The 12,801-nt window shown below is 63.2% G+C and carries 13 protein-coding genes and 2 tRNA genes; 6 read left to right on the top strand and 9 right to left on the bottom strand.

The window, feature by feature from the left end:
* Positions 1-24: 24 nt before the first annotated feature.
* Positions 25-708 (bottom strand): phosphate signaling complex protein PhoU, encoded by a 684-nt coding sequence (phoU, locus tag GXH28_RS04400; protein WP_169237809.1) that lies wholly within the window; start codon positions 706-708, stop codon positions 25-27.
* A 134-nt stretch (positions 709-842) separates the two neighbouring features.
* Here phoU and GXH28_RS04395 point away from each other — a divergent pair, with 134 nt between their 5' ends.
* Complete coding sequence (locus GXH28_RS04395; protein WP_169237808.1) at positions 843-1,082, top strand: hypothetical protein; 240 nt, start codon at positions 843-845, stop codon at positions 1,080-1,082.
* Positions 1,083-1,124: 42 nt separating this feature from the next.
* Here the strand turns inward: GXH28_RS04395 and GXH28_RS04390 are convergent.
* Positions 1,125-1,196, bottom strand: a tRNA-Arg gene (locus GXH28_RS04390).
* Between the two features lie 113 nt (positions 1,197-1,309).
* Here GXH28_RS04390 and GXH28_RS04385 point away from each other — a divergent pair.
* From GXH28_RS04385 to der, 3 genes are all read left to right on the top strand, one after another.
* On the top strand, positions 1,310-2,746 hold the full coding sequence (locus tag GXH28_RS04385; protein WP_169237807.1) for an aspartate kinase: 1,437 nt from the start codon (positions 1,310-1,312) through the stop codon (positions 2,744-2,746).
* 24 nt (positions 2,747-2,770) lie between these two features.
* Positions 2,771-3,505 carry an MIP/aquaporin family protein gene (locus GXH28_RS04380; protein WP_169237806.1) on the top strand — a complete coding sequence of 245 codons (735 nt, stop codon included), beginning with the start codon at positions 2,771-2,773 and terminating at the stop codon, positions 3,503-3,505.
* Between the two features lie 83 nt (positions 3,506-3,588).
* Positions 3,589-5,091: a ribosome biogenesis GTPase Der gene (der, locus tag GXH28_RS04375; RefSeq protein ID WP_169237805.1), complete on the top strand. Its 1,503-nt coding sequence runs from the start codon at positions 3,589-3,591 to the stop codon at positions 5,089-5,091.
* Here der and GXH28_RS04370 read toward each other — a convergent pair.
* Positions 5,088-5,828, bottom strand: a complete 741-nt coding sequence (locus tag GXH28_RS04370) for a DUF554 domain-containing protein (protein ID WP_169237804.1) — start codon at positions 5,826-5,828, stop codon at positions 5,088-5,090. The two genes, der and GXH28_RS04370, sit on opposite strands and share 4 nt — an antisense overlap.
* 73 nt (positions 5,829-5,901) lie before the next feature.
* On the bottom strand, positions 5,902-6,114 hold the full coding sequence (locus tag GXH28_RS04365; RefSeq protein ID WP_169237803.1) for an exodeoxyribonuclease VII small subunit: 213 nt from the start codon (positions 6,112-6,114) through the stop codon (positions 5,902-5,904).
* A gap of 114 nt (positions 6,115-6,228) precedes the next feature.
* Between GXH28_RS04365 and GXH28_RS04360 the strand changes: the two genes are divergently transcribed.
* Positions 6,229-6,322, top strand: a tRNA-Sec gene (locus GXH28_RS04360).
* Between the two features lie 421 nt (positions 6,323-6,743).
* Here GXH28_RS04360 and recA read toward each other — a convergent pair.
* The 5 genes from recA to GXH28_RS04335 form a co-directional block, all read right to left on the bottom strand.
* The gene (gene recA, locus GXH28_RS04355) at positions 6,744-7,811 is read right to left on the bottom strand and encodes a recombinase RecA (protein WP_169237802.1); all 1,068 of its coding nucleotides are present in this window, start codon (positions 7,809-7,811) and stop codon (positions 6,744-6,746) included.
* Positions 7,812-7,943: 132 nt separating this feature from the next.
* Positions 7,944-9,227 (bottom strand): adenylosuccinate synthase, encoded by a 1,284-nt coding sequence (locus GXH28_RS04350; RefSeq protein WP_169237801.1) that lies wholly within the window; start codon positions 9,225-9,227, stop codon positions 7,944-7,946.
* Between the two features lie 63 nt (positions 9,228-9,290).
* On the bottom strand, positions 9,291-9,959 hold the full coding sequence (locus tag GXH28_RS04345) for a DUF6483 family protein (RefSeq protein WP_169237800.1): 669 nt from the start codon (positions 9,957-9,959) through the stop codon (positions 9,291-9,293).
* Between the two features lie 5 nt (positions 9,960-9,964).
* Positions 9,965-11,059 carry a histone deacetylase family protein gene (locus GXH28_RS04340; RefSeq protein WP_169237799.1) on the bottom strand — a complete coding sequence of 365 codons (1,095 nt, stop codon included), beginning with the start codon at positions 11,057-11,059 and terminating at the stop codon, positions 9,965-9,967.
* 5 nt (positions 11,060-11,064) lie between these two features.
* Positions 11,065-12,435 carry an MFS transporter gene (locus tag GXH28_RS04335; protein WP_169237798.1) on the bottom strand — a complete coding sequence of 457 codons (1,371 nt, stop codon included), beginning with the start codon at positions 12,433-12,435 and terminating at the stop codon, positions 11,065-11,067.
* A 179-nt stretch (positions 12,436-12,614) separates the two neighbouring features.
* Here GXH28_RS04335 and GXH28_RS04330 point away from each other — a divergent pair.
* Positions 12,615-12,801 (top strand): hypothetical protein (locus GXH28_RS04330; RefSeq protein ID WP_169237797.1); only part of this gene is annotated, 187 nt, incomplete at its 3' end.

Below are 12,801 nucleotides of genomic sequence, written 5' to 3'. Positions count from 1 at the left end.
TCGGCCATGCGCCATGACAACCGATCACTCGACCGGACGGGGCTTGTAATCCCCCAGTTCCGCAGTCACAGCAAAGATCACCCGTTCGCACAGATTCGTTGCCCTATCGGCAATGCGCTCCAGGTTATGCGCAACCCAGAGCAAATATGTTGATTGGGCGATCGTCTTCGCATCCTGCATCATGAACGTCAACAGCTCGCGCAGCACCTGCACATAGAGTTCGTCCACTTCTTGATCGCGTGCGAAGATCGCCTTCGCAGCCTCAACATCCATCTGCACGAACGCATCCAGCGCATTCCGAATCATTTCACAAGCAATTGCTTGCATGCGCGGGATGTCAATGAGCGGTTTGACTAACGGCTCATCGCCAATTCGAATGGCGATAGCAGCGATGCCACTGGCATGATCGGCGATGCGCTCCAGTTCGCCGGCCATGTGAATCGCGGCGACGATACAGCGCAGGTCTTTCGCCGCCGGCTGCTGCATCGCAATCGTGCGCACACACCCAGATTCGACCCGATAACGCAGCGCGTTGATGCGCTGATCCGACTCGATGACTTGGTGCGCCAGCGACAGATCACGATCCTTGAGCGCGCGAACCGCTTTGGCGATTTGTTCTTCGACGAGGCTCCCCATGCGGAGAATGTCGTTGCGAATCTCAGCGATGTCGTGATCGAGCGCCGAGCGGGTGTGTAGAGCACTGGACATCTTAGCCTGCTTTTATAGACACGCCCTGTTAAGCTAAAGTTAACAAGAAGCAAAGAGAGGGTAAAACACCAAACGCAGATGACTTAACTTGAAGTTCACTCTGATTTCACATCTCAGCACTATGCTTGATATGGATGACCAGACAACTCCTTGATGAGACGATCGCTTACTTGAGGAAGGAACTGACGAGCATCCATTACGACTTGACCTGGGCAGACGGGGCGCAAGCCGAATCCTTCCGTGTGCGACAAATGCGCTTGCTCGCAGAGCTCGATCGCCTGGAAGCGTTGCGACGGACGATGGCTGCGCCGGTTACGGCGTGCAACCCCACATCCTCAGCGTATTCCGCCAGCGGCATTTCTGCTGAACGATAGAACAGCGGGCAAACCCACCTCGCCGAGACGTTCGCGCTTTTTTGCCCCTACGCAGATTCGAACTGCGATCTACGGCTCCGGAGGCCGGCGCTCTATCCATTGAGCTATAGGGGCATGGCTGATGTTTACCCCCGATTGTAGCAGCGGTTGGGTATGCGTTCAATCGCAGCGGCTCCCAGAGTGTAGCGCTACACCCGGCTATAATCCACGACGCTACACAACGCACCATGTCACTGGCAGTCCTCAAATTTGGCGGCACGTCCGTCGGCGATGGTGCCGCAATCCGTCAAACCGCGCAGATCATCCGCGATGCGGTCACGCGCTGGGATCATGTAGTGGTCGTGACATCCGCGATGGGCAAATCGGCCGACCCGCGCGACACGTTCAAAGTGACCGATTTGTTGCTGAACGCGGCGCGGTCGGCTGCTGCGGGCGACAGTGAAAGCTATCCACGCGCCCGCCGCCTGTTGGCCGACAAGCACCACGCCGCAATCGAGGCGACCATCGGCAACGCCGACGAACGCCAACGCATCGGCGAGGAAATTGACCAACTGCTCAGCGGCTTCGAGATGCTGTGTGCCAGCGTGCGCGTGCTGGGCGAAGTCACCCCGCGCGCGCTCGACGCCATCGCCGGCCTGGGCGAACGCATGGCCGCCCGCATCCTCGCCGGCGCCATTCGCAGCGTTGGGGTGATGGCCGAGCCGCTCGACGCCACCGAATTCATCATCACTACCGACCGGTACCAATCGGCCACGCCGCTGATGGGTCCCACCCGCGAGCGGACCATTGCGCGATTGATGCCCTTGTTGCAGGCCGGCGTGACGCCGGTGGTGACCGGCTTCATCGGCGCCACACTGTCCGGCGTGCCTACCACGCTCGGGCGCGGCGGCAGCGACTACAGCGCCAGCATCGTGGCCGCAGCGCTGAACGCCGACGAGGTCTACAACTACACCGACGTGGACGGCGTCCTGACGGCCGATCCGCGCATCGTGCCAGACGCGCGCACCATCGAGGTGCTGACCGCGCAGGAGATGAGCGAGTTGGCTTACTTCGGCGCATCCGTGCTGCATCCGATGACGATTGCGCCGCTGGTGGAAAGAAACATCCCGCTGCGCGTGAAGAACACCTTTAACCCGACGCATCCCGGCACGCTCATCGTGCATCGCAGCGACCTCGCACCGAGCGACAGCGTGATCAAGGCCGTGACCGCCATCAAGGATGTGAGCATGATGACTGTGTCGGGCGGCGGGCTGAAGGGCGTGCCGGGCATTGCCGGGCGGACGTTCATGGCTGTGGCGCGCACCAACACCAGCGTGCTGATGATCTCTCAGGCATCGGCTGAACAAAACATCTGCTTCGTCATCCCCAAAGCCGCCGCGCCGAGCGTGGTCGCCGAACTGAGCGCCGAATTTCGCCAAGAGATGGAACACGGCGAAATCAATCCGATCGAGACGTTCGACGAGGCGTCCATCATCACCGCCGTCGGGATGGGCATCAGCGAGACGCCTGGCGTCAGCGGCCGTGTGTTTAGCGCGCTGGGCGCGCAGAAGATCAACGTGTTTGCCATCGCGCAGGGGTCTTCCGAATGCGCAATCAGCATGATCGTGGCCGCCGACCGCTGCGACGAGGCCGTGCGCGCCGTGCACGCGCTGACCAAACGCTAAACCTCGGAGAAGGAGTTCGCACCTATGATCAACTGGAAAGCCCTTTTGGCTGAATTCATCGGCACATTTGCGTTGGTTTTTATCGGTTCGGGGACGGTGTGGTTCGCTAAAACCGCGTCCGGCTATGCGGCGGGTCCGCTCTTGCCCGCATTGGGTCACGGCTTCGCCGTGATCTTCGCGGCCTACTCAATCGGCAAAGTCAGCGGCGCGCATCTCAATCCGGCGGTGACAACGGCCATCGCCATCACCGGCAACATGGACTGGGCCAAAGCTGCAACATACATCGTCGCGCAAGTCGTCGCCGGCCTGGCCGCCGCGCTCGCGCTGAACAGCATCCTGTCGCCCGTGACGCAGAACGGCGTCGCCAGCGCCGCAGCTAACTACTTCGGCGCGTTCAGCTACAACCCGGCCGCCACCAACTCCATCGGCGCGCTGTTCACCGAGGCGATCCTGACGTTCTTCCTGGCTTTTGTGGCAGTCATGGGCGCAGCCTACGGCAAAGCGGGCGATTTCGCCGGCCTGGCGATCGGCCTGACGTTGGCCATGGTGATCCTGGGCGGGGGCGGCATCAGCGAAGCCAGCGTGAACCCAGCGCGCTCAATCGGTCCGGCGATTGTGGCCGGCAAGCTGGATAACATCTGGATCTACATCATCGGCCCCATCCTCGGCGCGGCGGCAGCCGCCGCAACCGCGCGCTACGGGCTGGACCCGAACGCGCCGCCACGCACGCCTCCTGTGCGCAACACCGGCCGGCGCTGAATCCCCCTACGCCCGACGCGCAACGGCTGCAGAGGCGCACCAAGCTGCGATACACTTAGTGGCGCGCCTGTGCAGCCGTTTTTATGAAGAAGTCTTTCGTCGCGCTCGTTGGCCGCCCAAACGTCGGCAAGAGCACCTTGTTCAACAGGTTGATCGGCGAGCGCCTGTCGGTGGTGGACGATCGCCCGGGCACCACGCGCGACCGCATCCAGGCTCCGGTCGTATGGCGCGGCGTCGAGTTCACGCTGGTGGACACCGGCGGCATCGAGCCGCTGGAGCCGCTGCGCCACAAGGACACGCCGGCGCTGGCCGAAGCCTCGGTGGACTTCGTGCGCGAAATTCGCGAACAAGCGGAGATCGCCATCGCCGAGGCCGATGTGATCGTGTTCACCGTGGACGCGCGGGCCGGACTGACGGCGGCTGACGAAGCGGTGGCCGAAATCCTGCGCAAGCTGATCGGCCAACGCCGGCGCCTGGGCAAAACTACGCCTCCCATCATCATCGCTGCGAGCAAGGCCGAGGCGCAAGCCCCGCGCGACGCCAGCTCTGAGTTCTACAAGCTCGGCTTGGGCGAGGTCTATCCCGTCAGCGGCATCCACGGCGATGGCGTCGGCGACCTGCTCGATGCCATCGTCGCGGCCATCCCGCCCCAGCCAGCGGAGGAAGCCGCGCCGGATGAATCGGTCAAGATCGCGCTGGTGGGCCGCCCCAACGTCGGCAAGTCTTCGTTGTTCAACTGCCTGATCGGCGAGAAGCGGGTGATCGTGAGCGACGTGCCGGGCACCACGCGCGACGCCGTTGACACGCGCATCGAGTTCGTGGAGGCGGGGACAGACGGAGCGATCGGCGACGATTCAGGCGCCACGCCCCCCTGGCCGCATGTGACCTCGATCACGCTGATAGACACCGCCGGCATCCGCAAGCGCGGCAGCATCACCCCCGGCGTGGAGAAGTGGAGCGTGCTGCGCGCGTTCAAGGCTGTCGAGCGCAGCGACGTGGCGCTGCTGCTGCTCGACGCCACCGAAGGCGTAGTCGCCCAAGACGAGCACATCGCCGGCTACATCCTCGACGAGAACAAGGGCGTCGTCGTCGTGGTCAACAAGTGGGATTTGATCGAGAGCGCGGAGAAGGTAGCTCGCACCGTGCAGCCGGTGGCAGGCTTGGGCTTGCTGACGGCTCAGATGCAGGACTTCCTGAAGCTGGTCCAGGAAAGGCTGAACTTCATGGCCTACGTGCCGGTGTTGTTCGTCAGCGCCAAGACCGGCTTTCGCACCGATCACATCCTGCCGACCGCCCTGCGCGTGAACGAGGCGCGCGCCATGCGCATCTCGACCAGCGACGTGATGCGCATCGTGCGCGAAGCCAGCGAACGACACGCGCCGCCGACGCGCGTCGGCAAACGCCTGAAGATCTACATGGCAGCGCAAGTCGGCGTGAACCCACCCACCTTTGTCTTTCACGTCAACGACACGCAACTGGTGCACTTCACCTACCAGCGCTTTTTGGAGAACCGGCTGCGCGAAGAGTTCGCCTTCCTCGGCACGCCAATCCGCTTGATCTTCCGCGGGCGAAAGGAGGATCGCTAGACGAAGCCGGGCAACCCCAGTGCGCCGAGCGCAGCCACAATGGCCGGCCCGATCACTAACGCAGGTAAATAGTTCGCCAACCGAATCTGCTTCAGGCCGAGCAGGGTGAGGCTGATGCCGATGATGAGCAGTGCGCCGGTGGCCGACAACACGGCCAGCATCGGCGAGGTGAACCAACTCTGAAGCTGGCCGGCCAGCAGCGCGATGCCACCTTGCACCACAACGATGGTGATGATGGAGAAGCCCACGCCGACGCCGAGCGAGGCGGCGAAGGCCAGCGCCGCAAAGCCATCGAGCGTGCTCTTGATGGCCAGCAACGAGTAGTCCCCGTTCAGGCCATCCTGGATCGAGCCGAGGATGGTCATCGGCCCAACGCAGAACACCAGGCTGGCGGCGACGTAGCCGCGGATAAAGCGCGCGGTGTGTTCTGCGTCCTCGCTCTTGGCGAAGCGCCGCTCCAGCGCCGCGCCCAAGCGATGCAACGCGCCGTCCACATCCATCAACTCGCCGACCACACCGCCGATCAGCATGCTGAGCAGAATGACGATGAACTTGAACGGCACGTTCTGCTGCTCCGCCATCGCATCCACAATGTTGAGGACGGCGTAGCCGGCAGTGCTCAGGCCCAAGCCGATGAGCACCGTCTCGCGCATCCGCGCCGACAGGCGGTTGCCCAGCGTTACGCCCAACGCAGTGCCGACCAGCACCGTGACAACGTTCAGGATCGTGCCGACCATCGTTGGATTAGAGATTAGAGATTGGGAATTGGAAATTGCGATCCCTCATCCTCCAATCGCTGATCTCCGATTTCTAATCTCGAATCTCCCGCACCCGCAACTCCGCCCGATCGAGGAGCTGCGCGCAGTGCGCCGCGAGCCGTTGGCCACGCGCATACAGTTCCAGCGATTGATCGAGGGACAATTCGCCTCGCTCGAGTTGCGCGACGATGGCTTCGAGCTGCTGGAAGGCTTGCTCGAATGTCAACTGTTCGACGGCCGCCTCGGCGGTTTCTTTTTTGGCCATGCGCGAATGTTACTGCATGGCGCAGCGAACGCCGAGCACGCACTGCTATCATCGCGGGGCGAGGGCCCCAGCGCGCGTCACGCCGCTGTCACGCTACAATGAGGCATCGTCCGTGAGGGTGGATGCGCCCCGGTGGGCGTCCTGGTCTTCAAAACCAGTGGCAGGTTGCTCGGCAAGCTGCGGTGAGTTCGACTCTCATCCGCCCTCGTTGATTTCAGAATTCGGCGGCGCTGGGCGCACAAAAGCGCCGCCGAATTCCCGCGAAATTCCCGTGATCCCTCGGCTCGGCAGCTTGCTCGTTTTCGGAATACGCCTGCGAAAATCGCCGAGCCCGGCTACAGCATCTCCAGTATGTTCAAAATTCACCCCAACGCCCCCGAGCGCCCCCGGCTACGGGGCTGAGCCGTGCGACGGATGCGCATGGGAGTCACGCCCGCTGACCGGCCGCCTGCCGGCCATCCATCCTCCTGGCGTTCGACATGAGCGGCCGGCGCATTGTCGGACGAGGGATGGAGATGAGCGCGCCGGACGCCATGGTGCTCTTCAGGGCGCTGCAACAAGCCATCTGCCGGCGCCGCACGCCTAGCGCGCCGGCGTGGCGGAAGGAAATGGCCGGCTGATCGCGGGGCTCAATCGTCGAATTCGTCTGGCCCTTCGTCTTCCTCGCCGGCCTCCGGCTTGGTCGTCGGGGCGAACTTGGCAGCTTGGCCGCTGGCGATGGACTCGCGCACCTGCGCTTCGATCTTGGCGGCGACTTCGGGATGCTCGGCCAGGTAGGCTTTGGCGTTTTCGCGCCCTTGGCCGATGCGCGCGCCGTCGTACATGAAGAACGTGCCGCGCTTCTCGACAATATTCATGCTGGTGGCCACATCCAGCATATCGCCGAGCGTGCTGATGCCCTCGTTGTACATGATGTCGAACTCGGCTTCTTTGAAGGGCGGCGCCACCTTGTTCTTGGTCACGCGCACGCGCGTGCGGCTGCCGGTCACTTCCCCGCCCGACTTGATAGCTTGCACCCGGCGCACATCCAGGCGCACCGAGGCATAGAAACGCAGCGCCATCCCGCCGGTCGTGGTCTCCGGGTTGCCGAACATCACGCCGATCTTCTGGCGGAGTTGGTTGGTGAAGATGATGGCCGTGTTGGTTTGCTTGATCACACCGGCCAGCCGTCGGAGCGCCTTGCTCATCAGCCGCGCCTGGACGCCGGGCTGCAGGTCGGTGATCTCGCCTTCGATCTCGGCCTTCGGCACCAGCGCAGCCACCGAGTCAATCACCACGACGTCAATTGCGTTGGAGCGGATGAGTTGTTCGGCGATGTCGAACGCTTGCTCGCCCGTGTCGGGCTGCGAGATGAGTAAATCGTTCACGTTCACGCCGCAGCGCGCCGCATAGGCCGGGTCGAGGGCGTGCTCCATGTCAATATATGCCGCGATGCCGCCGCGCTTTTGCGCCTGCGCCACAACGTGTTGGCAGATCGTGGTCTTGCCCGAAGATTCGGGGCCGTAGATCTCAGTGATCCGCCCGCGTGGGATGCCGCCGACGCCCAGCGCAATGTCCAACGCCAGGCTGCCGGTTGGAATGACCTCCACGTTCATCTGGGATGCTTCCCCCAGGCGCATGACCGCGCCATCGCCATGAGCTTTGAGGATCGCGGCGAGCGCAATATCGAGCGCTTTCTTCTTTGCGTCTGCTGCCATTTTTCTTCTCCTGAGAGCGCCGCCGGGTGTTCGCCAACCTGGGCCGGCTACTCGAACAACTGTTCTAATTATATCTCGTGTGCATCGCCGAGCAAGGCGCTGGGCATGCCCGGTCGCCATTGGGATGGCGCGCTAACGCACCACCAACTGCTCTCGCTCCGGCCCCACGCTGACCATCGTCACCCGAACGCCGGCCAGCGCCTCGATGCGGGCGATGTAGGCGCGCGCCTCCGCCGGCAGGTCGTCGAAGCTGCGCGCCGATCTGACGTCGGCCTGCCACCCCGGCAGTTCTTCGTAGATCGGTCGGCACTGAGCGAGGATGTCGCTATCCTGCGGGAAATCCTCCAGTTGCGCGCCGTGGTATGCGTAAGCCACGCAGATGCGCAGCGGATCCAGGCCGGTGAGGATATCCAGCTTGGTGAGTGCCAGCTCGGTCAGCCCGTTCATTTGCGCGGCGTAGCGCAGCGCCACGCCATCGAACCATCCCACGCGACGCGGCCGGCCGGTTGTTGCGCCGTATTCGTCCCATGGGTTGGCGCCGGTGCCGCGCAAGCGCAACGCCAGTTCGCCATCCAGTTCGGTGACGAACGGCCCTGCGCCGACGCGCGTGCAAAACGCTTTGGCCATGCCGACGACGCGCGTGATCGCCTGCGCCGGCACGCCCAGGCCCGTCAACACGCCGCCGATGGTCGCGTTGGACGACGTGACGAACGGATACGTGCCGTGGTCAATATCGAGCATGACGGCTTGCGCGCCTTCGGCCAACACGCGCCGGCCCTGCGCCAGGGCGCGGTGCAGCGTGCGAAAGGTGTTGGCCAGGTAGGGCGCGACGTGTCGCGCGGCCTCGGCGTATTGGTCGGCGACCGCCTGGGCGTCGAGCGGCGGGCGCCGATATTCGCGCTCGAGCGCGCGATTGACGCGCTGGGTGTGTTCGTACACAGCGCCGGCGAATCGCTCGGGATCGCGCATCAGCCCTGCGCGCAGGCCCAGGCGCGCGGCCTTGTCGCTATAGGCGAAACCGATGCCGCGCTGCGTGGTGCCGATGCCGCCCTGCGTCGCCTCGCGCGCAGCGTCGAGCGCGATGTGCCCCGGCAGGATGACGTGCGCGGCTTCGCTGATCTGCAGGTTCTCCGGCGTGACGGGAAATCCGGCGGCGACGATCTCATTGCGCTCCTTGAGAAAGTGGATCGGATTGAGCACGACGCCGTTGCCGATGAGGTTCAGGCATCGTTCGCGGAAGATGCCGGCCGGCAACAGATGCAACTTGAACACCCGCGAGCCGATGGTGATGGTGTGGCCGGCGTTGTCGCCGCCGTTGAAGCGCGCGACGATGTCGGCGTCCGCCGCCAGTGCATCGGTGATCCGGCCTTTGCCTTCGTCGCCCCATTGGGCGCCCAGTAAGACGGTGATGGACATGGGGATTGCGTCTGGTGGTTAATTTTTTGGTATCGGGTAGCTGCCTGTTGTCCTCGGCGCGCATCAGGCAGGTGGACGCCGCGCCTTCAGCTCGGCCAGGCCGGCCTCCGCTTCGTCGCGCGGCAGGCCGCCCAGTAACAACTCGTGATCTTTGAGTCGCAGCAAACGCTCGTAAAACGCCACGCCGGCTTCGAGCAGCGATTCGTCCTCCGGCGCATCTTCGAGCAGGCCATACAGGTCGTCCTCGGCGTCGGCGAAGCGATGAATGCGCTCATGATAGCGGAACAGGCGCGCGCGCGTCGCAAACGGCACATCGGAATGCGCCAATTTTTCGATCAGCGCATCCGCCCGCGCGACATCGTCTTTGGCAACACCAAAAGGCTGCCGCAACAGCGCCTCGAGCAGCACATTGGCCGCTTTCACGTAGCAGGCTTGCGCCACATCATATTCCCCGGCCAGGGCGTGCCAATCGCCATCGGCGCTCAACAACTCGCTGAGCACCACGCTTTTATTCATGTCGCCGACTTGGGCGAGGCCGGTCGCCAGGATCAAGTAGTCGTCGGGCGCGTCGCGGACGAATTGCGGCGTCATGCCCAACAGCTCGCGGTAGGCCAGGTCAAGTTGTCCGCGGGCTTCCGCGCGTTTGTCTTCGGCGAGCAGTTGCTTGAGTGCGAGCAAGAATTCGCCAAACTGCTCGATCATGCGTTTGATGTAGTCCTGTGAATAGCGCATGGCGGTCACGTCAGGCCGTTGAGCGCGGCGAAGGCGGCGATCAAGTCCTCGACCGGCGCCTCGGGAGCTGGACACGGGCCGAGTGGATCTTCGACATCGGCGTGGCTGCCCTGCATGACGCGCAACGTGTTGAGCACGCCGTAGCTGAGGGCCTGCAAATCGTAGCCGCCCTCGAGCACAACGACCATCCGGCCGCCGCACAGCTCATCGCTCAGATCGCAGAGCACACGCATCATGCGCGCAAAGCCGGCCAGCGAGACGCGCATATGCGCCAACGGGTCGCGCCAGTGCGCATCGAAGCCGGCCGAGACCAACAGCAAGTTGGGGGCGAACTGTCGCGCAGCCGGGACGAGAATCTCGTCAAAGGCCAGCGCATATCCTAAGTCGCCCGTCTCCGGCGGCAGCGGCACGTTGATCGTCGTCCCGCGACCCGCGCCCTGGCCGCGTTCGTCGGCGGCGCCGCTGCCGGGGTACACCCAGCCATACTCGTGGATCGAGACATAGAGCACGCGCGGGTCGTCGTAAAAGAGGGCCTGCGTGCCGTTGCCGTGATGCACATCGAAGTCCACGATCATGACGCGTTCCGGCCGGGCGTTGCGATGGTTGCGCATGGCCGAAGGCGACCAGGCGTAATCGTGGTCTGCGTTCATGTCGTCCAGCGCATGCTTGGCCGCAAATGCGATGTTGTTGAAGAGGCAAAATCCTTCCCCGTGGTCGGCGAAAGCGTGGTGCCCTGGCGGCCGCACCAGCGCAAAGGCGCGCTGCACGTTGCCTTTCAAGACGGCCTCGGTTGCCGCCAAGCTGGCCCCCACGGCCATGGCCGCGGCGTTGAACGATTCGGCCACAATATAGGTGTCGGGGTTGAGCGCGCTGCGCCCGCGCTCGCTAAGCGCATACACGCGCGAGACGTAGAGCGGCGAATGCAGGACAGTCAACTGCTCGAACGTGGCCGCCCGGAACGGCAGGGGGGTCAGGGAAGCCAGCGCATCCCGCGCGCGCAGCAAGTCCATGATCGCCTGCAAACGTTGGGCGTTTTCTGGATGCCCCGGCAGATCATGCGCGAGGAAGATGGGATCGTAGAGATAGCCAACTGCGGGCATGGCGATCACTTCGCGATGCTCACGAGTGAGCGGCGCCGTTTGGCCGGATCCTGCAACACCGTTACCACCAACACGCTGCCGATGATCAAAATGACGGCGTTGGCCAGGAAGGGTCCGGCACGATCGCCATCGTAGAGGATGCCCATCAGCAATGGGCCGAACACCTGTCCGGTGGACTGCGCCAGGGTATACAAGCCGAAGCCGGTGCCGCGTTGTTTGCCACCGGTCATGTCGGCGACCATCGCTTGCTCGGCCGGCACGGCGGCGGCATAACAGGCCGCTTCGAGCGTCGCAAAGAGCATGAGCGCGAAGATGGCCAGGCTGACGCTGGGGAAGACCATGCTCAAAAAGGGGATGGTGAGCGAGAACAGGCCGCTCATCGTCAGGCCGACGACCATCGGCGGCTTGCGCCCGACGCGATCCGTCACCCGACCCAGGCGTGAGGGCAAAAACGCCCAGATCAGCGCTGCCGGCATGTACGCCACAGCAATCAGCAGTATATTCTGCGTGAGATGATCTTGAATGAACGTCAGGATGAACGGCGTCAGCCCATAAGATGACGCAGTGGTCAGCGTGACAATCGCCATCAAGACATACAACTGCGGGTCTATCTTCTGCTGAGTCGCTTCCTCACGCTCCGCTTCGATCAAGGCGTATTTGTGTGTCTCCGGCACCGTGCGCACCGCCAGGACGAAGGCGAGCAGCGTCCCGAGTGCATACACTGCGAAGAGCACCGACCACACCGTTTGATTCAATCGCAACCCATGGGTGGGATCGAAACCGAACAGCAGCAAGATAAGAACAGCGATCAGACCGCCATACAACCCGCCACGGTATTGTGCTTCCTCGGTGTAGCCAAAGCTAGAGCCGCGGCCGCTCTGTCGTGACAGATCCGCCGTGATGGTGTATGAAGAGAGCAACATCGTGCCCAGCCCAAAGCCCTGAATCATGCGGGCGACGAAGAGCATGGTCACCGCGAATGAGGCATCTGCCCGAATCACCATTCCACCGAGCCGGAAGCTGAATTCGCGGGCGAAGATGAACAACACCATGGCCAGCAGCAAAATACCGACGCCCAGGCAGAGGAAGAACCGACGGCCGTAGAGGTCCATGCTGCGCCCGATGATTGGTCGGGCGATGGCCATCATGAAGGCCGGGATGGCGAACAGCAGGCCCTTCTCCAGGCCGCTGGCGTTGAAGTTGCTCGAATAGATCGGCAACGCAACGACCAGCACAGAAGTCGCGAGCGAGGCTAAACGGATGACTGTCTGCAGCCGATGCAAGTTACGGCGTGCTTCCAGCAAGTGAATGGGCGCCTTCGCCGCCGCCTGCACCGCTGTGAGCCCATCCTGCGCGCTTTCAATTGTCTGCTGCATTAAGCGTGCATTGTAACCGCATCAGCCGGGATTAGCGTGAGCGTGCGCCGGAACGCGAGCTGTGACCCGGCTTCGGCAGGCTTGGTCCGCAGCAACGGCATGATGCGTTTGGGCCATGCGGCAGCCTCCTTCGTCTAATACCGCTTGCGGAGTCAAGGTGTGCTAAATAAACTTGGCGTATGAGAACAGGACGACCGCGACAACCGATTGAGATCGCTGAGAGCGTCGAGCAGTTGTATGCCCTGTATCGCCAGGAGAAGGATGGCCTGAAGCGCCGGCGTTACCAGTTCGCCTACGAACTCAAACGTGGCACCAGCACCGATGCGGCCGCTAAAGCATGCGGAATCAGTGGCACGGCTGCCGATA

The sequence above is a fragment of the Candidatus Roseilinea sp. NK_OTU-006 genome, assembly GCF_012931985.1.
Classification (GTDB): domain Bacteria; phylum Chloroflexota; class Anaerolineae; order J036; family Brachytrichaceae; genus JAAFGM01.
This window is presented reverse-complemented; position numbering and strand designations above follow the sequence as displayed.

Excerpts from the sequence above, each read along its gene's own strand:
- phoU (WP_169237809.1), bottom strand. The coding sequence starts at position 708 with ATGTCCAGTGCTCTACACACCCGCTCGGCGCTCGATCACGACATCGCT.
- GXH28_RS04395 (WP_169237808.1), top strand. The coding sequence starts at position 843 with ATGACCAGACAACTCCTTGATGAGACGATCGCTTACTTGAGGAAGGAA.
- GXH28_RS04385 (WP_169237807.1), top strand. The coding sequence starts at position 1,310 with ATGTCACTGGCAGTCCTCAAATTTGGCGGCACGTCCGTCGGCGATGGT.
- GXH28_RS04380 (WP_169237806.1), top strand. The coding sequence starts at position 2,771 with ATGATCAACTGGAAAGCCCTTTTGGCTGAATTCATCGGCACATTTGCG.
- der (WP_169237805.1), top strand. The coding sequence starts at position 3,589 with ATGAAGAAGTCTTTCGTCGCGCTCGTTGGCCGCCCAAACGTCGGCAAG.
- GXH28_RS04370 (WP_169237804.1), bottom strand. The coding sequence starts at position 5,828 with ATGGTCGGCACGATCCTGAACGTTGTCACGGTGCTGGTCGGCACTGCG.
- GXH28_RS04365 (WP_169237803.1), bottom strand. The coding sequence starts at position 6,114 with ATGGCCAAAAAAGAAACCGCCGAGGCGGCCGTCGAACAGTTGACATTC.
- recA (WP_169237802.1), bottom strand. The coding sequence starts at position 7,811 with ATGGCAGCAGACGCAAAGAAGAAAGCGCTCGATATTGCGCTCGCCGCG.
- GXH28_RS04350 (WP_169237801.1), bottom strand. The coding sequence starts at position 9,227 with ATGTCCATCACCGTCTTACTGGGCGCCCAATGGGGCGACGAAGGCAAA.
- GXH28_RS04345 (WP_169237800.1), bottom strand. The coding sequence starts at position 9,959 with ATGCGCTATTCACAGGACTACATCAAACGCATGATCGAGCAGTTTGGC.
- GXH28_RS04340 (WP_169237799.1), bottom strand. The coding sequence starts at position 11,059 with ATGCCCGCAGTTGGCTATCTCTACGATCCCATCTTCCTCGCGCATGAT.
- GXH28_RS04335 (WP_169237798.1), bottom strand. The coding sequence starts at position 12,435 with ATGCAGCAGACAATTGAAAGCGCGCAGGATGGGCTCACAGCGGTGCAG.